Here is a 21,045-nt window from a genome sequence, read left to right on the forward strand (position 1 = left end):
CTAAGTTCATAAAACTTGCTATGGGGTTTAATTATGACTCTTTCAAAAACCTACTTTCAAGGTCTTGTTGGCAAAGGCCGTAATATTGCCACGCGCGCGATTGGTAAAACCCCAAAAGGCCAGACGCCTTTGAAAAGCTTAAAAAGAGATTGCATTTCTTTATTATCCGCCCGCGGTCAGGCCTCGGGCATTAAAACCGCTCTCAACGTACACAAGACTTATAATCAATGCTCACAGGCTGAGAGATTAGAGTTTTTCGAATTTCTGCTGACTGAATTTGGCAGACCTAAAGATAAGCTTGTCGAAGTCTCAAAAAAATATAGCGAGACTCCAAGCCATGATAATTTGAAAAATTTAATGCAGGTCATGGAGCCTAAACGCCAAGACTTATTCAAGCGAATGAATATGGCGCCCGGCGGCACTATGGCTTTAGTAAATATGCGCACTGACTTACTGAAGTTTTTAAAAGTAAGTCCGGAATTAAAGCCGGTGGACATGGATTTTCTCTACTTGTTCAAGACTTGGTTCAATCGCGGGTTTTTGACGATGGAACCGATAAGTTGGAACAGCCCTGCTGTTGTTCTAGAAAGGCTTATTGCCTATGAGGCGGTTCACGAAATTACAAGTTGGGATGACCTTAAACGGCGGCTGGATCCACCTGACCGGCTTTGCTATGCATTCTTCCATCCTAATCTCGCGGATACACCCTTAATTTTTGTAGAAGTCGCGCTTTGCAAAGATATTCCCGGTTCCATTCAGGATATCCTAGCACCTGAGCGCCCGATTTTGGACCTGGACAAAGCCAAGGTCGCAACTTTTTATTCGATCAATAATTGTTTGTTCGGCCTAAAGGGGATTTACTTTGGAAATTTCTTGATAAAGCAAGTTGTCGCCAATCTGCAGCAGACACATCCTGAACTTAAAAAATTTGTGACTCTGTCCCCGATACCCGGGTTTAAAGATTGGCTTGTCGAGAATGATCGTGCGGCCAGATTTGGTGTCTCTCAGAGCGATCTGACGTTCCTGAAAAGAACTGACTGGTATGAAAATGTTGATCAACATAAACATGTGAAAAAAAGCCTCCGATCTGCGGCAATAGCTTATTTAACGGCGCGTCAACCGAATTCACATCGCCTGCAAAATAGTGTGGCACGCTTTCATCTGGGCAATGGCGCCAGAATTGAAAATATTCACGTCTTAGCTGATACGTCAGATCGCGGACGAGCTAACTCATTTGGTGTCATGGTCAATTACCTATATGTTCTAAAACAAATTGAGACCAATCACGAAGCCTTCGCAGTCCGTCACGAAATAGCGCTTTCCGCACCCATGCATGCGCTTAAATCCAAAATCGATAAATCTAGTGACGGCATATAAATTAAAAAATGCGGCGTCATTAGGTTAAGATCTGCTCTCTCTATTTTTCTTGCGATTGAATAACTTATTTATAAGGGGGTTTAAATGTGGGGCATATTCACGTTCTCCCCCTAAACACCCATAAATGACTTGCGCGAAAGTAGTTTAATTGCATCATACAGTGGGAGTGTGAATCTATGCGGGCTGTTAGTTTAATATCTTTGGCGCCTCTGCTTTTCATTGTGGGCTGCAATGGGCAAAGCAAAGAGGATGTCTCTGAGGCAGTCAATAACACGGCCCAAGTCACAACTGAACCCGTAAAATCAGATACTGTTCAGCGCGGCCCCGAACCTGATTGGGCAGATGCGTCCGAATTATTACCCAAGCCCGAAAATCAAACGGGGCTTATTTTTCTAAGGCGTAACGATACGGCCGTTCATTTAAACAAAAAAGGGCAATCCACCTATACAAACCAACGCATATCCCTATTGGACTCCCGCGCTCTTGAAGTTGGAAACTTATCTCTGGTTTGGAACCCTGAAACCGGCAGCCCTGTTCTACATAAGCTTTTAGTCCACAGAGACGGAGAGGTCATAGATGTTCTGAAGGATAATAGTTTCGAAGTTGTCCGCCAAGAAGACCAACTTGAACAGTCCATGTTGAACGGATTTCTGACGGCGATATTGCGCGTACCGGACTTGCGCGTGGGCGATGAACTGGAATGGGCTTACACAACTCCGTCTCACGATCTCACCTTGGGCGATAAAAGTTACGGTATGATATCACTGGCCGCCGCAATACAATCCGGCGCTTACAAAGCCAGTATCATTTGGGATGAAGGGCAAAAGCCAAATCTTCAAACAACAGATGACCTTAAGGACTCTCTTACGAAAACGGCTAACAGCATTTCCATTACACTTAACAATGCAGAGATTATAACCCCTGCAAAAGAGGCCCCATTGCGCTATAGTTGGCAGAGAATTCTTGAGTATAGTGATTTTGAGACTTGGCCTGCAGTTTCGAAAAAATTTCACACTTTTTATGATGACGCTTCTAAATTTTCGCAAAGCTCAAACCTAATTGATGAGGTAAAACGAATAGCAAAAAACAATCCCCAAGACATAGATCGTATAAAATCAGCTCTCAAATTAGTTCAACAACAAGTGCGTTATATTTATGTTGGCTTAAATGGCGGAAATATTCGGGCTGCAACTGCTGAAGAAACGTGGAAGCGCCGCTATGGGGACTGTAAAGGAAAAGCCGCTTTGCTACTGGCGTTGCTACGCGAATTAAATATCGAGGCGGAATTGATATTAGTGAATAATTCCGGAACAGATGACGGGTTTGATGCGCGCTTGCCAAACCCCTTACTTTTTGATCATGTCATCTTACGTGCTCAAATTGACGGGCAAAACTACTGGCTCGACCCAACCTTACCAGCGATCATTGAGCCTAGTTTAAACCCCATAATTCCTTATCGCTGGATACTCCCACTCTCATCAAAAGGTGAAACCCTTCAAAGCGTAGAAAATGCAGCTTTTGAGCTCCCGCATGACATGGGAATTACCGAATATGATGCTCGAGAGGGATTTGACAAACCTGCCCGAAAAAAACGCATTATGGTAAAGCGAGGTGTCGAAGGACTTGCAGAGTATATGCAATATTCCGCGCTCACAGCCGAGCAGTTAAAAACTGGTTACAAAAATGCCCTGACAGGTTCAGACGCCTGGAATGTCGTTGAAGATGTAACATATCGATATGACACTGACAGCCAAGCAAGCATTCTTACAATAAAAGGAACTGGTCCCGTTGATTGGGAGAAGAAATCTAGGGGCATATATACGCTCACATTACCGGGCGGTGGATTTAGCCCGCCATCAAGACGTCAGCGTTCTGAAGGAGAATATGGAGATATCCCTTTTTACTCTAAACGAAGTTACAGCTGTCACGTCACGACGGTGAGGTTACCTGATGCAACAAAGTTAAAAAATTGGGGTTATAATACAACATACCAAAATGAAATTTTTGGACGTAGATATTACCGCATGATGGAACGTCATGATGATCGTTCGATTCGTATGGTCAGGTCTTCACGTGTCGAGGACCAGGAAATCACCACTCAAAAGGCGACACATGATAATGAGCGTATCAGCAATTTTGATAACTCTATGGCAATAATCGAATATAATCCGAACAAAGTAATGATTCCCTGGGGAAATCAAAAGCCCGTCCCGGCAACCTATGACATGGATTGGACGGGATCTGATGTCCCGTGCCAACCTGCAATTATATCTCCTGAGTCCAGAGCTGTGTCCCGGCAAAACACCTTAGAGGCTGAAGCCAAAACAGGAGATGTTTCGGCGCAATATAAGTTGGGTAAATTTTTGCAGAAAGGCCAAATCTACAATACACCTGAGGACGCTTTGGAATGGTTAGAAAAAGCCGCAGAGCAGGGCCACAAAAAAGCAAACTTTGAATTAGGGCGGCATTATGCATTACAAGAAACAGATCTAAAAAAAGCAGCTAAATATCTGAAAACATCAGAAGACAAAAAGGAAGGTATTTTTTTATTAGCTGACATTTACTTTAGAAACCCCGAGCTTTTCCCGGATATATCAGATGCTCGCATTATGGAATTGTACCGTCTTAGTTCTGATAATGATTCCCTTCACGCTCATAGAGCTCTGGCGCAACGATATAAAGATGGCTCCATGATAAAGCGTGATGAAGTGGAGGCCTTAAAATGGGCTTTCATTGCAAATGGGTTTGATACAGGTTCCAATTTTAGATTTAAAAGTGACCTTTCTGAAAAAGAGGTAAATGAGGCCCGTAATAGAGCGCAGGAATGGATAAACACTTTTCGAACAGGTGAATAATTACCAACCCAATTCCCGCCCCAAAGACGCACATATTCTCTTGAAACCTGCTTCGCTTTCCGCTACTAGGCCGCCACGTCAGCGGACTCATGCCTTGTGGGTTCGCTTTATTATTGATTTATGGAGGCCCCGATGGCTGTCCCAAAGAGTAAAATTTCCAATTCACGCCGCGGCATGCGCCGCGCGCATGATAAGCTAACGGCTGTCAACTATGTCGAAGACAAGGATAGCGGAGAGCTGCGTCGTCAACACCACATCGACCTGAAATCAGGTATGTATCGTGGTCGTCAGGTTTTAACGCCTAAAGACTAGCGCTTAATTACACTATTACCGGAGGACCCACCCATGGTCGAGATTGAAGAAATTTTCGCCAGGGAAATCCTGGATAGTCGCGGAAATCCTACATTAGAAGTCGATATTAGCCTCTCCGATGGGGCTTTTGGGCGTGCAGCGGTGCCTTCTGGTGCGTCAACAGGTAAGCACGAAGCCGTCGAATTGCGCGATGGTGATAAATCCCGCTATCTGGGCAAAGGCGTGTTAAAAGCCGTCTCTAATGTCAACACGATTATCGCTGATGAGCTTTTCGGCCTCGACGCGGAAAACCAGCGCGGTATCGACGCTATTCTGATTGCGCTGGACGGAACAGAGAATAAGGGCAAATTAGGCGCCAATGCCATGCTCGGCGTTTCGCTCGCCTTGGCCAAAGCTGTTGCGGCCTCTATGGAGACCCCTCTTTACCGTTATGTTGGCGGCGCGAATGCCCGCGTACTGCCTGTGCCGATGATGAATATCATCAATGGCGGCGAACATGCGGATAACCCCATTGATGTGCAGGAATTTATGATCATGCCCGTCGGCGCGAAAAACTTCTCTGAGGCCCTACGCTGCGGCGCGGAAATCTTCCATGCGCTGAAAGCTAAATTGAAGGCTGATGGTCACAATACGAATGTTGGCGATGAAGGCGGTTTTGCGCCGAACCTTGACGGGTCTAAGCACGCTTTGGATTACATCATGAGCGCTGTCGAAGCGGCGGGCTATAACCCCGGCGAAGATGTTTTCCTTGCCATGGATGTGGCCGCGACTGAGTTTTACGATGGTAAAATGTATAACCTCAAAGGCGAAGGCAAATCCTTGACCTCAGACCAGATGGTGGATTACCTCGCTGACTTAGCTGCAAATTATCCGATTATCTCTATCGAAGACGGCATGTCTGAGGACGATTGGGATGGTTGGGTTACGCTGAACGCGAAGATTGGCGGCACATGCCAGCTTGTCGGGGATGATTTATTCGTAACGAACCCCAAGCGCCTGAAAACGGGTATTGAGACTAAGGCGGCGAATTCTATCCTTGTCAAAGTCAATCAGATTGGAACGCTCTCTGAAACTTTGGACGCTGTTGATATGGCGCACCGCGCGGGCTTTACGGCTGTCATGAGCCACCGATCAGGCGAAACCTCTGATACAACGATTGCAGATTTGGCCGTGGCAACAAATTGCGGACAGATTAAAACAGGCTCCCTCGCCCGGTCTGACCGCTTAGCTAAATATAATCAGCTCCTTCGCATTGAAGAGCAGCTCGGCGAAATGGCGGAATATGCCGGACGCGCTGTCATGCCTAAAGGTTACGGCGCTTAGGAGATCTGATTTTGACCACCATAAGCTTTAGACACAGAACATTTATCAATATTCTAAGGCTTATTGGCGGGCGAAAAATACTAGCCAAGCAATTTGAGCGCGGCAAAGGCAATACCGCCGCTCCGACGAAAGGGCAGCGCAAGCGCTATAATATTGACCGCACGGAATTTCGCGGGCAGCCTGTCTGGAGCTATGCGGGCAATGATACGCTAATATATTATATTCACGGCGGCGGCTTTGTGGCTGGGTTCTCGTATTTTTATTTCCCTATGATGGGCAAGATTGCGCAGCAAGCCGGGGCTACCCTCACCGCGCCGGACTATCCTCTCTTTCCAAATATTGATGCCCCAGGAACACATGATTGGATCCGCGCCCATTATGACGAAACAATAAAGCAGCTAAACCCGTCCAAAGTTGTCCTGATGGGGGATTCTGCGGGGGCCAATGCCGCCATGGTTCTGGCCCAAAGCCTCATTAAATCTAAGACGCCGGCAGATAAACTTGTTATGCTCTCGCCCTGGATAGACCTGCGCATGGTGCATCCAGATATGGTGCAGCATGATGAAGAGCAATTACTAGACGGCAGCAAAGTTCACCTCGCTGCAGAGCGCCATGCGGGAGAGCTAAGCCTGGAGGATCCGCTGATTAGCCCCATTTTCGGCGATCTAGCGTCCCTACCTCCGACATGGGTCTTCACCGCCGATAAAGATCTGCTGCATCCTGATATTATGAGTTCGGTTGAGAAAATGCGCGCGGCTGGCCTCACGCCGGCTCTCGATTTGGCCGAAGGCTTGGCTCATGTTTATATGTTACTCCCTACACCTGAGGGCAAAGCGGGGCTGAGCCGCATTGCTGAGGCCGCCCGCTTTTCGTAAATTATTAACGCAATCCTAACCATAAACCGCGCATAGATGGCTCATGGAACGCCTAAAGAAAATACGCAATAAATGGCCGTTTTTCGCGCTCATTACGCTTTATATCTATCTGGCTTTTCATGCTTTTTCAGGCTCACAAGGCTTAATGCGTTGGGTTGATTATGAAAATGATATTGAACGAAATAAGATTAAACTTGAAGCCGTGACAGCACGGCGAGAGGCTCTCGAAGCCCATGCAGATAGCCTTAAGGCTTCCCAGCTTGATTTGGATATGCTTGACAGAAAATCAAGAGAAATGCTTTTTGTTTCGCGTCCGAATGAAAAGACGATTTGGCTTGACCCAACCCCTTAAAAACACTCATAAGACAGTCAATATTCCTTGAGCATTGTGGCTTAATTCACATGCGTAATATTATGAGCGAGTGTGACTATGGCGGCCAAGAAAAAAACGGCAAAGAAGCTTAAGACGGATAAAGAAGAACTTCTCAAATATTATCGCGATATGCTGCTCATTCGCCGCTTTGAAGAAAAAGCCGGACAGCTTTACGGCATGGGCCAAATCGCAGGTTTCTGTCACCTTTATATCGGCCAAGAAGCCGTTGTCGTCGGGGCGCGTGCCGGCATGATTGAGGGCGACCAAATGATTACAGGCTATCGCGACCATGGCCATATGCTCGCTTGCGGCATGGAATCACGTGGCGTTATGGCTGAACTGACGGGACGCAGCGGCGGCTATTCACGCGGTAAGGGTGGCTCCATGCACATGTTCTCTACCGAGAAGCACTTTTATGGCGGTCACGGTATTGTCGGCGCGCAAGTGCCGATTGGTGCTGGCCTCGCCCTCGCAAATAAATATACCGAAAATGGTAATGTCTCCCTCGCCTTCTTTGGCGACGGCGCGTCCAATCAAGGCCAAGTCTATGAAGCCTTTAACATGGCCAAGCTTTGGGACCTTCCCGTCGTGTTCGTGATTGAAAACAACCAATATGCTATGGGCACATCGGTCCAGCGAAGCTCCGCCGAAACAGAGCTGTTTAAACGCGGCTCAAGCTTTGAAATAGAAGGCCTGCAAGTGGACGGCATGAATGTCCTCGAAGTGCGCGACGCTGCCAAAAAAGCGATCAAACATGCCCGCGACGGCAAAGGTCCGATGATTTTGGAAATGAAAACATATCGCTATCGTGGCCATTCTATGTCTGATCCTGCTAAATACCGCTCCCGCGATGAAGTGACTAAAACGCGCAGCGAACGCGACCCCATTGATATGGCAAAAGCTCACCTCTTGGACGAAAAATGGGTCGATGAGGCCGAGCTGAAAGCCATTGATAAAGAGATCAAAGCCATTGTCGCAGACGCCGCCGAATTTGCCCAGACCAGCCCCGAGCCAGATCCGTCTGAGCTTTATACGGATGTGCTGCTTCCGGTTGATGCCGCCTAATGCAACTGGCGCAGCTAAATATCGCTGAAGCCAAATATGGCACCGAGGACGCCCGCATGGACGGCTTTACCGGCCGCGTGGATATCATCAACGCTATGGCAGATCGTTCGCCAGGATTTATCTGGCGCCTGACCGATGATGACGAAACGGATGGAGCGTTGTCGCTACGCATGGAGGGGCAGAATGATTACACCCTCGTGAACATGTCTGTTTGGGCCGATATCGAAAGCTTGTTTCATTTCATTTACAAAACGGCACATGCCAAAGTTATGCAGGGCAAGAATGATTGGTTTAACCCCATGAGCCGCAATCATATGGTTCTATGGTGGGTCGAAGACGGCCATATCCCGTCCATGGATGAAGCCAAGACTAAACTCGATGCTATCCGCGCCCATGGCCCCTCGCCTGAGGCCTTTGATTTTCAAACGCCGTTTTCTGATAGCGGTGCTCCCGTCAAAACCAATTTCCCCAAAAAGGACTGTGCATAATGGCTATTGAACTTAAATATCTCGTCTGGAGCGTAGCGCTCTTTTTCGTCATGATTTTGGCGCAAGCTATCGCGGCAACATTATCAAAAAAAGCCAGTTTGTCTGAACTTGTTGGACCTCGTGATAACATGCCCAAAGACGGGCTGACGCCGCTACATGGCCGTACAAAACGCGCACAAGCTAATTTCGTTGAAAGCATGTGCATGTTTGCGCCGCTGGTTTTAGTCGCCGCCGTCACAAATAGTTTTTCAGATTTAACCGCCCTTGGCGCGGCTCTGTTTTTCTGGGGGCGTGTTGTCTTTGCCCCGACATATTGGCTGGGCGTACCTTGGGTACGCACATTGGCGTGGTTTGTCTCCATCGCCGGAATACTTATGATCCTCTGGGAGCTTTTAACCTAATGGCTATTGATATTAAAATGCCCGCGCTTTCTCCGACCATGGAGGAAGGCACACTGTCGAAATGGCTCGTTAAAGAGGGCGATACGATTTCGTCCGGCGATATTCTGGCGGAGATTGAAACCGATAAAGCGACGATGGAAGTCGAGTCCATCGATGAGGGTGTTGTTGGAAAAATCACGGTTGAAGCCGGCACGGATAACGTCAAAGTCGGCACAGTGATTTTGCAATTGCTTGAGGACGGCGAAGACGAAAGCGTCCTTCGAGACGCCGCTGTCGCGGCTCCTCAGGATGAGGAGACACAAACAGTACCCACTTCTCCAAAACCTCAAACGACTGCCCCTCATCCTGAGGAGGGCGCGAAAGCGACCGTCTCGAAGGACGTACCAAGTGATCCTGCCATACCGACCAATATCAAAATGGTCGACACCACCGTCCGCGATGCGCTCCGTGATGCTATGGCCGAGGAAATGCGCCGCGACGAAAAAGTCTTTGTCATGGGCGAAGAAGTTGCTGAATATCAAGGGGCATACAAAGTCACCCGCGAGCTCTTGCAGGAATTTGGCTCCAAACGCGTCATTGATACGCCGATTACAGAATATGGTTTTGCCGGTATCGGTGTCGGCGCGGCCATGGGGGGTCTCCGTCCGATTGTCGAATTTATGACCTTCAACTTCGCCATGCAGGCGATTGACCACATCATCAACTCTGCCGCTAAGACGCTTTATATGTCAGGCGGTCAAATGCGCTGTCCTATCGTATTCCGCGGGCCAAACGGCGCGGCCTCTCGCGTCGGCGCGCAGCATAGCCATGATTATTCCAGTTGGTATGCCAATGTACCGGGTCTGAAAGTCGTTGCGCCTTATGACGCCGCCGATGCCAAAGGCCTGCTGAAAGCCGCCATTCGCGACCCGAACCCTGTTGTCTTCCTCGAGCATGAATTGCTTTACGGCGAGACCTTTGAGGTGCCCGATATGGATGATTTCCTTATCCCGATTGGTAAAGCGAAAGTCCGCCGCGAAGGCGCGGATGTCACCCTCGTCGCCCATAGCCGCATGGTCGGGCGTTGCTTAGAGGCCGCTGAACAGCTCGCCGCTGAAGGCATTGACGCTGAAGTCATCGACCTACGTACAATCCGCCCGCTGGACAGTGATACGGTTATAGAGTCCGTAAAGAAAACCAACCGCTTGGTCTGTGCCGAAGAAGGCTGGGGCCAAAGCGGCATAGGCTCAGAAATCGCCGCCCGCGTTGTCGCCGAAGCTTTCGATTACCTAGACGCCCCGCCGGAACGTGTCTTCCAAGTGGATGTGCCCCTGCCATATGCCGCGAATTTGGAAGCGCTGAGCTTGCCGGGAACCGAGGATGTGGTGAAAGCGGCTAAGAAGGTTTGTTATGTTTGATTGGTCTCACTCTGAGATCATTAAAATACTCGATATTCCTGATCGAGTCGTCATTCAGGACATAACCAATCTTGAATGGGAACAAGTAGAAGGAACCGCCAAAGCGATTGTTTTAGGTAAAGATAAAAAGAACAATTTTCGCTCTTTTGAAATTAACTTTAACTGGGGGAGAGGTGTAATCTTCTCCTCTCAAGAGTCAGATCATCTTGGTATTTTCAATGCAAAGAAAAATTTTGAACCCTTTCTCCAACCCAATGTGTATGAAGTTTTGAATTCTCCGATAATAAATAACTGGGCAAAAACTGAAGTCGTATTTGATGCATCAAAAGAACACCAAAGACATTTTATGATTTGTGCCGATGAAGAACTACTAAACGTAATTGATACAGACCTACCTACAATAACAGAGGTTCCCTATGCCCATTGAAATCCTCATGCCTGCCCTGTCTCCGACCATGGAAGAAGGCACTTTGTCTAAATGGCTTGTCAAAGAAGGCGATACTGTCAATTCCGGTGACCTCTTAGCCGAGATTGAGACCGATAAAGCGACGATGGAAGTCGAAGCCGTCGAAGAAGGCACCGTCGCCAAACTGCTCGTCGAGGCCGGGAGCGAAGGCGTGAAGGTCAATACGCCGATTGCGATATTGCTCGAAGAGGATGAGGATGCGAGTGCGCTAGACGGGTATGAGGCGGGCGGCTCCTTCTCCCCGCAAGCGGGGGGAAGTACCCCCGAAGGGGGGGATGGGGGGTCACCCTCGACTAAGAACGATGGGTCGGATCAAGACTCTGACAGCCCCCCATCGACCTCCGCTGATGCTCCGGCCACTTCCCCCCGTGAACGGGGAGAAGAGAAGAGCGGTGCGGACCGTATCAAAGCCTCCCCCCTCGCCAAGCGTCTCGCCAAAGATGCAGATATTGACCTTGCCTCTATCTCAGGCTCCGGCCCGAATGGACGGATCATCAAAGCCGATATCGAAGCGGCTAAATCGAGCGGTGCGGCTAAATCTGCGCCTAAAACCGATGCGCCCGCTAAAGACACAGCCCCCGAAGTCACCTCAACCGAACTCGGCCCTGTCCTTGGCGGCGGTGCGGATTATCTCGCTAAACTTGGCGTCGAGGCGGGCACTTACGACCTCGTCCCGCTTAACGGTATTCAGAAAGTCGTGGCGAAACGCCTCGCGGATTCCAACAACAATGTCCCTGACTTCCCGCTCACCATTGATTGCGAAATTGATGAGCTGTTGAAAATGCGCAAAGAGCTTAACGCCCAAGCGCCTGAAGGCGTGAAAATCAGCGTCAATGATATGCTCATCCGCGCGTCTGCCCTTGCCCTAAAACATGTGCCCGAAGCCAATGCGAGTTACACGCCCGATGGTGTGGCGATGCATAAGCATGCCGATGTCGCTGTGGCTGTGGCGATTGATAGCGGGTTAATCACGCCGATTGTGCGCGAAGCGGAGAATAAAGGCTTGTCCACTATCTCAAGCGAGATGAAAGACCTCGCCGCCCGCGCGCGTGATAGAAAACTTAAGCCGAAAGAATATCAGGGCGGCACGTTCAGCATTTCCAATCTTGGCATGATGGGCATCAAGGAATTTGGCTCTATCATCAATGAACCGCATGGTATGATACTCTCTGTCGGGGCCGGCGGCCCTCGTCCAGTTGTCAAAGACGGCGCGCTCGCCGTGGCCACCGTCATGACCGTCACCCTCACCTGTGATCACCGCGTTGTAGACGGGGCTTTAGGAGCAAAATGGCTCCAGCACTTTAAGCGCTATGTGGAGTCGCCAATTACTATGATGCTTTAATCGTATAGGGGCTTATTACCGCCCCGCAACGCATAACCTGCAACTGTAAAAAGTCTTCCCTTTATAGGGGAGTACCCTTGCCCCTTTTTGGTCATAATCTATAGTTAATAGAGTATTAAAGCTTTTGAGAGTTATGGCTATGATCATGAAGTCTGTTATTGCAGGAACCGTTATGTCTCTTATGGCCGGCGGAGTCGTCTATTTTGGCACAGAGGTCGAGGCTGCAAACTCCTATGAGACGCGTGTGGCCGCCGAGGAAACATGGTCTGACACAACCGCTGAAATAGCTGATGATGTTTTGGTTGGCGGCGAAGATGATCACCCGCACGACTCCACATCTGATAACATATCCGAAAGCTCAGCCGATATTCCAAGTGTCAAGACGCCCTCAGGCAAAACTATTTCCGCTAAAGCGCCAATGATATCACAATCTGCGACGAAGAAAGCTGAAGTCAAAGAGGAGCCCAAAAAAAACTGGCTCGATAAATATCTCAGAACTGAAAAGACCCAATCCGAGGACAGTGGTGAAACAAAGGCTGAAAAAAGTACGGCTTCGGACACGGCGTCATATATCATCGAAGATACAGATAACGCCTTGACAGAAACGCAAATTGAAGTGGCCGAAGCTGAGGGCTTTGAAGAGCGCGTCATGGAGACCGAGAATATTTGGGTCAAAGATGATACGGCGACCGGCGATGACAAAAAAATCATCATTGAAGAGATCGTCAAAAAGGACAATGCGATTTTCATAGGTGAGGGCCCTGATGGCGAGACGAAAAACGTCGAAGTCAAAATCATTCAAAATGAGGATGGTAAAACCAGAATTGAAACCGAAACCATTGATATGGGTGACGGAAAAATCATGAAAATCGTTAAAAAGACAGTTAAGTCAGAAACGAACCTTGATGAAACTGACAAAGACATGCGCATACGCGTCTTTACCTCCAAAGACGGCATGGGCGGTATGAGCTCTGAAGATATCAAAGAGCTAGGCATCACTGAGGATACCTCGGGTCACACGCTTTTGAAAAAAGCTAAAGCCAAGGATATTTCAGGCACGGTTAACATCGTCATGGCTGAAGCTGCGAAGATTGAAATGCCAGAGCTGCGCGATCGCGCTTATTTGGATATTGTCTCTTACGGCTTAGAGCATGGGGACTATAAAGTTGCCAGCCGCGCTATGACAGAGATCGAGCAAGTCGAATTACGCGACACAGCGCGTAACCGTATGGCCGTCGCGCATGCCAAGGACGGCAATGCTCAAGAGGCGTTCGGTATTTTAGACTCGCTAGAAGTCGATGCCCTGCGCGACGTCATGCGCTTGCAAGTCATTGAAGCGATGATAGCCCCGGATCAACTGCCCGAAGATATGCAGTAGCTAAGGTCGTCATTCCGCGTCAGCGCGAAGCGCTAGCGGAACCCATAGCTGAATATCGTGTCTTAAGTAAAAGTTGCCTTTTGGCGACACACTCACGCATGGGTAGCGTCAACGCTTTGCGTTGTGTCGCTATGACATTATAATTAGCATAGCCTTCCTGCCAAAATAGCGGTTCAAAGCTGAGCTGAAATCTGTATAGATACGTAAGAATATTCTTTGCATCACGACAGGTTACTTCATGTCCGAAACATCTTTTGACGTTATTGTAATTGGCTCCGGCCCTGGCGGTTATGTTACCGCTATTCGCGCCAGCCAATTAGGTTTTAAAACCGCGATTGTAGAAAAAGAGGATTTAGGCGGTGTTTGCCTGAACTGGGGCTGTATCCCAACCAAAGCCCTGCTCCGTTCGGCTGAAGTTTATCATAATATGCAACATGCAGCCGATTATGGCCTTTCGGCGTCTCCGCAATTTGACTTAAAGGCCATTGTCAAACGCTCACGCAATATCGCCGGGCAACTCTCAGGCGGCATTAAACACTTAATGAAGAAGAACAAAGTTACTGTCATTGCAGGCTTTGCAACGTTGAAAGCCGGCAAGGACGCGCCAACCGTTAGTGTTCAAGACAAAGACTACACAGCGAAGCATGTTATCCTCGCCTCTGGCGCACGCGCACGGCAAATCCCGCAAGCAGGATTAGAGGTGGATGGAAAGTTCATCTGGACAGCCCGCGAAGCCATGGTGCCAGACACGATGCCGAAAAAGCTCCTTGTCATTGGCTCCGGCGCAATCGGCATGGAGTTCGCTTCATTTTACGACGCTTTTGGATCTGATGTCACGGTTGTAGAAATGGTAGACCGCATCCTTCCAGCCGAAGACGAAGAGATTTCCAAAATGGCGCGCAAAGCTTTTGAAAAGCGCGGCGTCACAATTCGCACAGAAACGCAAGCCAGCGTTAAAACCCACGCCAAAGGCGTTACGGCTACGCTGACACATAAAGGTAAATCCGAAACGGCTGAATTTGACCGCGTTATCCTCGCCATAGGGATTGTCGGCAATACTGAAGATATGGGCCTTGAAGCGCTCGGCGTAAAAATCGACCGCACACATATCACCGTTGACGAGTATAGCTTTACCGGCGTTAATGGGCTTTATGCGATTGGTGATGTCACAACGCCGCCCTGGCTGGCGCATAAAGCCTCGCATGAAGGCATTATATGCATTGAAAAAATTGCGGGCGGTAATCCGCATCCACTCGATGCCAATGCCATTCCGGGGTGCACTTATTGTCATCCTCAAGTCGCAAGCGTGGGCTACACTGAAGCCCAGGCCAAAGAGGCCGGCTATGACATCAAAGTCGGGCGCTTCCCCTTTATCGGCAACGGCAAAGCCATTGCGCTAGGCGAGCCTGAAGGTTTGGTCAAAACGGTCTTTGATGCCAAAACAGGCGAGCTGCTAGGCGCGCATATGATCGGCGCAGAAGTCACGGAACTTATTCAAGGCTATACTGTGGCGCAAAAGCTGGAAACGACAGAGCATGAGCTGATGGAGACGGTCTTCCCGCATCCAACCTTATCAGAAATGATGCATGAAGCGGTGCTGGATGCCTATGACCGCACCATTCATTTCTAGGCTCTAAGGCTCAGACTTAAGATTTACGAGCCAAGGCGTGGCATAGGCTTGGGTGATTTACGCCGCAGGCCGACCTTATTCATGAGGCTCTGCAGAAACTTCGCCATGGGGCCTTTCAGGCGCAATGTGGGCTTTTCAACGATATGCCATGAGGCTTGAGATAGACCCAAGGTAATCACATAGCCAATAATAATGAGGGGCCATACCGTTAGATCCGGGAAGAAATAATATAGGCTCTGCAATATGGCCCAATGGTAGATGTAAATTCCATATGAGACATCTGATAGCTTTTGTGTCCATTCAAGCTTTGGAGCTTTCATATAAGCTGCAATCATAACGCCCCAGGCCAACATAAGATTCATAAATATTTCCAGCACGGCAACATTATTTCGCGTGAGCCATGTCAGTCCAAGAAAGACGGGTATGAGCAATATATGGAATGAAATTTTCTCGCGGTAAGCATAAAGCGCAGCGCCGAGACCATAAGCGATCCCAAAACGCCCAAGACTTTCGACTGTGGCAGGAAGTTTTTCAAAAATTCCAAAATGTTTTCCTATCACCCAAGCCAAGCAAGGCAGGACAAATTGCGCTGCAATCATCCATTTATGACGCAAGCCACCGATTAAGAATAACAGCCATGTCCCGATATAGGCCAAAAATTCATAACGAAGTGTCCATAAGGCGCCAGATCCTATTTGCTCTGAATTTGTTGAGAAAATTCCGGGCATATTCATATCTGTGTCAATAAATGTCAGAACTTTCAAAGGCTGCAAATACCAATCAGGTGATGAAAAGAACTCTTTAAGAGGAAGATTGGTCACGAAAGGCCCGATAATTAGCATCAAAAACAGCATGTGAACGATGAGTGCCGGATAAATTCGAAGCCCTCGCGCGGATATAAAACTCGCACTATCTCCTCGAAAGAGCATGGATTTCGTTACCAAAAAGCCCGAAGCAATGAAGAACATATTCACCGCAATATAGCTAAAAGTGTAATGATAAAACACGTGAGGCTCATGTTCCGTACCGCCTAAAGCGATGACATAAGCATGTCCAATCACGACCAAAGACGCGAATATCAGCCGGAGCGGCGTGAAAAAATTATCGTGTCCGTCACGAATTTTTACGGCGTTGAACATCATATTCCCCTTATTCAGCCAATATTCTTAGCTGGTAGGGGTTAAAATAAGCGAAATATGAACCGGCTTTTTTTTCGGCTCCTAAATCTCGGCTAAAAAGACTTACGGCGCAGTGTCTTTGGTCTGCTCATAAGCCAAAGCGCGGAAGTCGTCATGAATCTGTGGGTCTTCAGCACTAAAGAATTGCAGCATGATAATGCCAAAGGCGTTATTGGGGCGATCAACATAAAAGACTGTTCGCGCAGCGCCGCTCCATCCCCATTGCCCTTTAGCTTTACCGCTTTTGGCCAACTTCTCGGGCGTATCGGCGATTTCTATTGAACCGCCATAACCAAATCCAGACATTTGCGCCGGACCTATCCACGGCAGTAAATAAGGCTTATCTTGCCCCATATGGTCCTGCATCATCAGCTCGACTGTCGCCTCATCCAAAACACGGTGACCGTTATAGACGCCGCCCTCGAGCATCATTTGCGCAAACCGAGCATAATCGCCCAATGTGGAGACCAGACCGCCGCCCCCGCTTTGGAACTTATTATCGGGATTTAAATAAGGGCTTGTCTGGCCATCTTCAGCCAAAGCAAACGAGCCATCTTCCGCAATAAAATAATTAGACACGAAATGGGCTTTCTGGTCTGGCCTTACGCCAAATCCGGTCTCGTTCATACCTAGCGGAGAGAAGATTCGAGCCTCCATAATCTCGCCCAAGGTCTTGCCTTCAATCACTTCTGCAATGCGGCCCAGCACATCAATTGAATAGCTATAATACCACGCCTCTCCGGGCTGGAACATAAGGGGCAGCTGAGACAACTTGGTCATTTTTGTTTCAAGGGTTTCTTCTGGTGTGAACAATCCCGCCTTTTCATAAGCGGCCGCAACCGGGTTTACGGGTCCAAAAATACCGTAGCCCAGACCTGAACGGTGCAGCAGAAGATCTTCAATCGTTATAGGCCGCGCTTGGGGTTCAAAGGAGGGCGTTCCGTCCTCGCCCATTTTAGCGATCTGCATATTTCCAAGCTCTGGAATATATTCAGAGACCGGGTCAGAGAGCTTTAACTTCCCCTCTTCCTGCAAATCCATAATAACGACGGACGTAACGGGTTTCGTCATGGAATATATGCGCCATACCGTATCGAGTGTGACAGGCGTTTTACGTTCCCGGTCCCTCAGGCCAAATGTACCTGTGTATACCGTTTGGCCCTCATTAAAGACTAGCGCAGATGTCCCAATAACGTCTCCATTTTCTACCGCCGTGCTGAGCAATGTATCCATCGCGGCCTTGTCAAATTTTGGCATAGGCTTAGGCTCCGGCGTGGGTGATGTGGCGGCTGAACAGCCCATAAGCAGCATGGCCGAAAGTGTGAGTGCGAATTTCATGATATCCCCGATCTTTTTTCAAAGGTTAGCATGAAACAATAAAGCCGCCAAAGCACATTTGTGCATGGCGGCTTATGATTTTGTTACTGGCAAAACCTTAGCTTTGCATTGTCCATCCCTCGACATCCATAGCCGCTTGGCGAACCGCTTCGGTGATTGTCGGATGAGCATGGCAAGTTCTGGCGATATCCTCTGAAGCGGCCTTAAATTCCATCGCCAATGTAACTTCGGCAATCAAGTCACCAACATGCGCGCCAATCATATGCGCGCCAAGGATTTCATCTGTTTCTTCATGCGCCAAGATTTTAACAAAACCGTCTGTTTGATGATTGGCACGTGCCCGTCCATTGGCAGTGAAAGAAAACTTACCCTTTTTAAATGGAATACCAGCCTCTTTCAGCTCTTCTTCAGTCTTTCCAACACTGGCGATCTCCGGATAGGTGTAAACCACGCCCGGAATCGCATCGTAATTCACATGGCCTGCTTTACCTGCAATAATTTCTGCGGCAGCTACGCCTTCATCTTCAGCTTTATGGGCAAGCATTGGTCCATGGGTGCAATCCCCAACCGCATAAATTCCAGAAATATTTGTTTTAAAGTGATCCGTCAAAACAAAGCCGCGCTTATCTGTCTCGACACCCACTGCTTCAAGGCCTAATCCCGCAGTATAAGGACGGCGTCCAATACAAACCAGTACAACATCCGTTTCGATATCTTTTTCTTTACCGCCAGCACTTGCCTCAGTTTTTACAGTTAAGCTCTTTCCGGATTTCTCGACGCCGGTGACTTTACGGCCAAGTTCAAATTTCATTTTTTGTTTCTTGAAAACCCGCAGCGCTTGCTTCTGCACTTCACCGTCCATGCCCGGCATAATGTGATCCAGATATTCTATAACAGTTACGTCTGAGCCCAACCGCCTCCAAACAGAGCCCAATTCAAGACCAATAACCCCGCCGCCAATAACGCACATTTTCTTCGGAACAGAGGAAAGCTCAAGGGCGCCTGTTGATGAGACAATCGTCTTCTCATTGATCTCAACATTCGGAAGTGTTGCAACTTCTGAGCCCGTTGCGATAACAATGTTTTTTGTGGTTAGTTTTTTGCCATCAACATCAACAGTGGTCGCGTCAATAATCTTACCGAAGCCTTGCATATGTTCGACTTTGTTCTTTTTGAATAAAAACTCAACGCCCGATGTAAGACCGCTGACTGTTTTGTCTTTGGCCGCCATCATCTTTTTTAGATCAAAACCAACCTCACCTGTTAGGCCCATGCCTTCAAAGTCTTTTTGTGAGGTTTCAAGCATCTCAGTGGCATGAAGCAGGGCTTTGGAAGGGATGCAGCCAACATTCAAACATGTCCCGCCCAATTTTGTATGAGTCTCTACACACAGAACTTTTAGCCCCAATTGGCCGCACCTAATGGCGCAATTATAGCCGCCTGGGCCGCCGCCAATAATAATGACATCATAATTGTCTGACATGAAAAACTCCGCATCTGCTTAGTGAGCATCTCACTTACGCGCGGCGCGATTTAAGGTCAACAGCCCTAACGTATAATGCCTCTGGAGAGCATTTTACGTGCAAACCAAATGATGAAAATGCACATAAACCAGATGAAAATCATAAAGCCATAATCACCGTCGCCCATCACAGCTTTGAAACGCGTATCAAAAATGGAGGGAATAAATCCAATAACTGCACCCAAAAATGAGGCATAGAAAAATGGTAAACAGAGCTTTTTGCGCAGGATTAGCCGGAGTAATCGCTCTGCCTTCCGAAACCTCACCCCCAATTTTACCAAACGGCCTTGATAGTCCACATTCTCCTTTTTCAAAGGAGGGTGAGTAATGGATTATTTTGTCGGATTAGATGTTGGTGTTGAAGACACGGCATTATGTGTTGTCGATGTTGACGGAACGGTCTTGCTTCAAACGGAAGTGCCGACCGACCCGCAAGTGATAGCAAATAGTCTTAAACCTTACCGCAGAACGCTGCGCCGTGCAGGGCACGAGGCGGGGGCTTTGTCCCCTTGGCTGCAGTCCGAATTACTCGCCCTTGGCTTGCCTGTGATCTGTGTTGAGGCGCGTCATGCGCGGGCGGCGATGTCGGCGCAGCGCAATAAAACGGATGCGGCGGATGCTTTGGGTCTGGCCCATATTATGCGTACGGGTTGGTTTAAACGGGCGCATATGAAGGCGGAAGGCACATACCGTCTGCGGCTACTTTTGACTCACCGCCGCAACCTCAAACGTAAGTTCCTCGATATTGAAAACGCCATCCGGCACTCGCTCAAGGCGTTTGGCATCCGTATAAAGGGGACAGGCCGTGCGGGCTTTGACAAGCGCATTCGCGAGTTGACAGATGATGAGCCCTTTACGCGCGACCTCATCGGCACGATGCTGGATGCGCGCGCCGGGCTTTGGGAGCAGTTCAAAAAACTGGACACGCAAGTGGTCAAGATCACGCGCGAGACGGAGCTAACGCGCCGTTTTATGGAGATACCCGGCGTCGGGCCTGTGACGGCTTTGTCCTTTATGGCGGGGGTGGATGACCCGGCCCGGTTCAAACGCTCACGCGATGTCGGGGCCTATTTTGGCCTGACGACAAAATGTTGGCAGTCCGGGAGTTCAATAGACATTAAAGGCCGCATCTCAAAGGCAGGCGATAGTGATGTCCGCAGGGCGCTGTATACGGCGGCAAGCGCCATGCTGTCGCGTTATAAGGGCCGCTTGGCGCTCAAGAACTGGGGCTTATCGATTGAAAAAAGACGCGGGCATAAGAAAGCCCTTGTTGCTGTGGCGCGTAAGCTGGCGGTTATCATGCATGCGATGTGGCGGGACGGAACCTTCTTTGATGACCCGTTGATGGTGACATAAAGGAGACGCATTGAAAGAAACAACTGACTTAAATGATTTTGTGAGACACCGCGAAAGCGGATGTGAGGAGATGGTGTAGACTTTGAATTATGGGAAGCCCGATATCTTGCTTGTGAGCATGCCGCTTGGCATGGACCACGACGTTTAGCCTGTACTGTTGCCCCATTTAACCGAAGCCGGATTGCACCCTTGCGGAGAGACACAGCGCCGAAAGACGAGCGCTTTGGCCGCCGGGAAGTGCGCAGGAGAGCACGGCGCACCTGATCTTCAAAGAAGAGCTGACAAATTAATTAGATACATCTACGAGAAACACAGGAGATACCGATGATGTGCACGCAAACGAGAGAAACGATTAGGAGAGCAAGATAA

Annotated in this window: 19 protein-coding genes; 15 read left to right on the forward strand and 4 right to left on the reverse strand. The window is 48.8% G+C overall.

The genetic code is table 11. From position 1 onward, the window contains the following. The first annotated feature begins 33 nt into the window (after nt 1-33). The 14 genes from F569_RS16730 (at nt 34) to lpdA (F569_RS0105940) (ending at nt 15,282) form a co-directional block, all read left to right on the forward strand. Nucleotides 34-1,377 (forward strand): malonyl-CoA decarboxylase domain-containing protein, encoded by a 1,344-nt coding sequence (locus tag F569_RS16730; RefSeq protein ID WP_051279383.1) that lies wholly within the window; start codon nt 34-36, stop codon nt 1,375-1,377. A gap of 176 nt (nt 1,378-1,553) precedes the next feature. Further along, nucleotides 1,554-4,232, forward strand: a complete 2,679-nt coding sequence (locus F569_RS16735) for a DUF3857 domain-containing protein (RefSeq protein WP_051279385.1) — start codon at nt 1,554-1,556, stop codon at nt 4,230-4,232. 132 nt (nt 4,233-4,364) lie between these two features. Beyond that, entirely contained in the window at nt 4,365-4,544 is a 180-nt protein-coding gene (gene rpmF / locus F569_RS0105885) for a 50S ribosomal protein L32 (protein ID WP_026941445.1), read from the forward strand. A 33-nt stretch (nt 4,545-4,577) separates the two neighbouring features. Next, on the forward strand, nt 4,578-5,867 hold the full coding sequence (eno, locus tag F569_RS0105890) for a phosphopyruvate hydratase (protein ID WP_026941446.1): 1,290 nt from the start codon (nt 4,578-4,580) through the stop codon (nt 5,865-5,867). An 11-nt stretch (nt 5,868-5,878) separates the two neighbouring features. Beyond that, nucleotides 5,879-6,742, forward strand: a complete 864-nt coding sequence (locus tag F569_RS0105895) for an alpha/beta hydrolase fold domain-containing protein (RefSeq protein WP_026941447.1) — start codon at nt 5,879-5,881, stop codon at nt 6,740-6,742. A 43-nt stretch (nt 6,743-6,785) separates the two neighbouring features. Next, nucleotides 6,786-7,094 carry an FtsB family cell division protein gene (locus F569_RS0105900; protein WP_026941448.1) on the forward strand — a complete coding sequence of 103 codons (309 nt, stop codon included), beginning with the start codon at nt 6,786-6,788 and terminating at the stop codon, nt 7,092-7,094. Nucleotides 7,095-7,172: 78 nt separating this feature from the next. Then, nucleotides 7,173-8,180 carry a pyruvate dehydrogenase (acetyl-transferring) E1 component subunit alpha gene (pdhA, locus tag F569_RS0105905; protein WP_026941449.1) on the forward strand — a complete coding sequence of 336 codons (1,008 nt, stop codon included), beginning with the start codon at nt 7,173-7,175 and terminating at the stop codon, nt 8,178-8,180. Further along, nucleotides 8,180-8,668, forward strand: a complete 489-nt coding sequence (locus F569_RS0105910; protein ID WP_026941450.1) for a DUF3291 domain-containing protein — start codon at nt 8,180-8,182, stop codon at nt 8,666-8,668. The genes pdhA and F569_RS0105910 overlap by 1 nt, the downstream gene beginning before the upstream one ends. Continuing rightward, nucleotides 8,668-9,069 carry an MAPEG family protein gene (locus tag F569_RS0105915; RefSeq protein WP_026941451.1) on the forward strand — a complete coding sequence of 134 codons (402 nt, stop codon included), beginning with the start codon at nt 8,668-8,670 and terminating at the stop codon, nt 9,067-9,069. Before F569_RS0105910 ends, F569_RS0105915 begins: the two co-directional genes overlap by 1 nt. Continuing rightward, on the forward strand, nt 9,069-10,466 hold the full coding sequence (locus F569_RS0105920; protein ID WP_026941452.1) for a pyruvate dehydrogenase complex E1 component subunit beta: 1,398 nt from the start codon (nt 9,069-9,071) through the stop codon (nt 10,464-10,466). Before F569_RS0105915 ends, F569_RS0105920 begins: the two co-directional genes overlap by 1 nt. After that, a complete protein-coding gene (locus F569_RS0105925) occupies nt 10,459-10,893 on the forward strand; it encodes a hypothetical protein (protein ID WP_026941453.1) in 435 nt (144 codons plus the stop codon). The genes F569_RS0105920 and F569_RS0105925 overlap by 8 nt, the downstream gene beginning before the upstream one ends. Next, on the forward strand, nt 10,883-12,274 hold the full coding sequence (locus F569_RS0105930; RefSeq protein WP_026941454.1) for a pyruvate dehydrogenase complex dihydrolipoamide acetyltransferase: 1,392 nt from the start codon (nt 10,883-10,885) through the stop codon (nt 12,272-12,274). Before F569_RS0105925 ends, F569_RS0105930 begins: the two co-directional genes overlap by 11 nt. A gap of 133 nt (nt 12,275-12,407) precedes the next feature. Next, nucleotides 12,408-13,652 (forward strand): hypothetical protein, encoded by a 1,245-nt coding sequence (locus F569_RS0105935; protein WP_026941455.1) that lies wholly within the window; start codon nt 12,408-12,410, stop codon nt 13,650-13,652. Nucleotides 13,653-13,890: 238 nt separating this feature from the next. Next, nucleotides 13,891-15,282 (forward strand): dihydrolipoyl dehydrogenase, encoded by a 1,392-nt coding sequence (gene lpdA, locus F569_RS0105940; protein ID WP_026941456.1) that lies wholly within the window; start codon nt 13,891-13,893, stop codon nt 15,280-15,282. Nucleotides 15,283-15,305: 23 nt separating this feature from the next. On the opposite strand, the gene F569_RS0105945 is transcribed toward lpdA (F569_RS0105940), so the two are convergent. The 4 genes from F569_RS0105945 to F569_RS0105960 form a co-directional block, all read right to left on the reverse strand. Beyond that, entirely contained in the window at nt 15,306-16,424 is a 1,119-nt protein-coding gene (locus F569_RS0105945; RefSeq protein ID WP_084168820.1) for an acyltransferase family protein, read from the reverse strand. 99 nt (nt 16,425-16,523) lie between these two features. Further along, a complete protein-coding gene (locus F569_RS16740) occupies nt 16,524-17,798 on the reverse strand; it encodes a serine hydrolase domain-containing protein (protein ID WP_051279387.1) in 1,275 nt (424 codons plus the stop codon). A gap of 97 nt (nt 17,799-17,895) precedes the next feature. Then, a complete protein-coding gene (lpdA, locus tag F569_RS0105955; protein ID WP_026941458.1) occupies nt 17,896-19,281 on the reverse strand; it encodes a dihydrolipoyl dehydrogenase in 1,386 nt (461 codons plus the stop codon). 65 nt (nt 19,282-19,346) lie between these two features. Continuing rightward, entirely contained in the window at nt 19,347-19,619 is a 273-nt protein-coding gene (locus F569_RS0105960) for a hypothetical protein (protein WP_026941459.1), read from the reverse strand. 28 nt (nt 19,620-19,647) lie between these two features. Here F569_RS0105960 and F569_RS16745 point away from each other — a divergent pair, with 28 nt between their 5' ends. Then, nucleotides 19,648-20,676 (forward strand): IS110 family RNA-guided transposase, encoded by a 1,029-nt coding sequence (locus F569_RS16745; RefSeq protein ID WP_051279389.1) that lies wholly within the window; start codon nt 19,648-19,650, stop codon nt 20,674-20,676. Nucleotides 20,677-21,045: the final 369 nt, after the last annotated feature.

The sequence above is a fragment of the Hellea balneolensis DSM 19091 genome, from assembly GCF_000428525.1.
Classification (GTDB): domain Bacteria; phylum Pseudomonadota; class Alphaproteobacteria; order Caulobacterales; family Maricaulaceae; genus Hellea; species Hellea balneolensis.

Bases quoted from the DNA above. Each gene is read 5' to 3' on its own strand.
- F569_RS16730 (WP_051279383.1), top strand. From the start codon at position 34: ATGACTCTTTCAAAAACCTACTTTCAAGGTCTTGTTGGCAAAGGCCGT.
- F569_RS16735 (WP_051279385.1), top strand. From the start codon at position 1,554: ATGCGGGCTGTTAGTTTAATATCTTTGGCGCCTCTGCTTTTCATTGTG.
- rpmF (WP_026941445.1), top strand. From the start codon at position 4,365: ATGGCTGTCCCAAAGAGTAAAATTTCCAATTCACGCCGCGGCATGCGC.
- eno (WP_026941446.1), top strand. From the start codon at position 4,578: ATGGTCGAGATTGAAGAAATTTTCGCCAGGGAAATCCTGGATAGTCGC.
- F569_RS0105900 (WP_026941448.1), top strand. From the start codon at position 6,786: ATGGAACGCCTAAAGAAAATACGCAATAAATGGCCGTTTTTCGCGCTC.
- pdhA (WP_026941449.1), top strand. From the start codon at position 7,173: ATGGCGGCCAAGAAAAAAACGGCAAAGAAGCTTAAGACGGATAAAGAA.
- F569_RS0105910 (WP_026941450.1), top strand. From the start codon at position 8,180: ATGCAACTGGCGCAGCTAAATATCGCTGAAGCCAAATATGGCACCGAG.
- F569_RS0105915 (WP_026941451.1), top strand. From the start codon at position 8,668: ATGGCTATTGAACTTAAATATCTCGTCTGGAGCGTAGCGCTCTTTTTC.
- F569_RS0105920 (WP_026941452.1), top strand. From the start codon at position 9,069: ATGGCTATTGATATTAAAATGCCCGCGCTTTCTCCGACCATGGAGGAA.
- F569_RS0105925 (WP_026941453.1), top strand. From the start codon at position 10,459: ATGTTTGATTGGTCTCACTCTGAGATCATTAAAATACTCGATATTCCT.
- F569_RS0105930 (WP_026941454.1), top strand. From the start codon at position 10,883: ATGCCCATTGAAATCCTCATGCCTGCCCTGTCTCCGACCATGGAAGAA.
- F569_RS0105935 (WP_026941455.1), top strand. From the start codon at position 12,408: ATGGCTATGATCATGAAGTCTGTTATTGCAGGAACCGTTATGTCTCTT.
- lpdA (WP_026941456.1), top strand. From the start codon at position 13,891: ATGTCCGAAACATCTTTTGACGTTATTGTAATTGGCTCCGGCCCTGGC.
- F569_RS0105945 (WP_084168820.1), bottom strand. From the start codon at position 16,424: ATGATGTTCAACGCCGTAAAAATTCGTGACGGACACGATAATTTTTTC.
- F569_RS16740 (WP_051279387.1), bottom strand. From the start codon at position 17,798: ATGAAATTCGCACTCACACTTTCGGCCATGCTGCTTATGGGCTGTTCA.
- lpdA (WP_026941458.1), bottom strand. From the start codon at position 19,281: ATGTCAGACAATTATGATGTCATTATTATTGGCGGCGGCCCAGGCGGC.
- F569_RS16745 (WP_051279389.1), top strand. From the start codon at position 19,648: ATGGATTATTTTGTCGGATTAGATGTTGGTGTTGAAGACACGGCATTA.